This is a genomic window from Chryseobacterium sp. SIMBA_029 (assembly GCF_046535275.1).
Classification (GTDB): domain Bacteria; phylum Bacteroidota; class Bacteroidia; order Flavobacteriales; family Weeksellaceae; genus Chryseobacterium.
The window spans coordinates 1-271 of sequence record NZ_JAWRXA010000331.1 but is presented as its reverse complement, the minus strand read 5'-3'; the positions used below and the strand labels follow the sequence as shown (position 1 = coordinate 271).

Genomic DNA, 271 nt, shown 5'->3' with positions numbered 1-271 from the left:
GGCTCACTCGCGGCGGCGCCAGAGGTCGGTGTTTCGCCGCCGGAGACCGGGGCCGTGGAAACGGGTGTTGGAAGTGGCGCGGTCGACGTTTCGGATGAGGTCGGCGAGGACGGCGTCGCTGCCGCGGAGGTCTGCGACGCGTGCGCCTCGCCGAAGATTGCATGCTTGATACGATCGAAAATACTCACGAGTGTCCTCCGTTCCGTCATGGGTTGCTGACATAAAACGTTTTACTGGAATCACGGTTCCCTTGATGCGGCGGCGAACCCAC

1 protein-coding gene is annotated in these 271 nt (G+C 62.7%); it reads right to left on the bottom strand.

All coding sequences use genetic code 11. The features are described from left to right. Nucleotides 1–3: 3 nt before the first annotated feature. Nucleotides 4–271, bottom strand: a 268-nt coding sequence (locus SB679_RS24340) for a hypothetical protein (RefSeq protein ID WP_410704830.1), incomplete at its 5' end; no start/stop codon positions are given.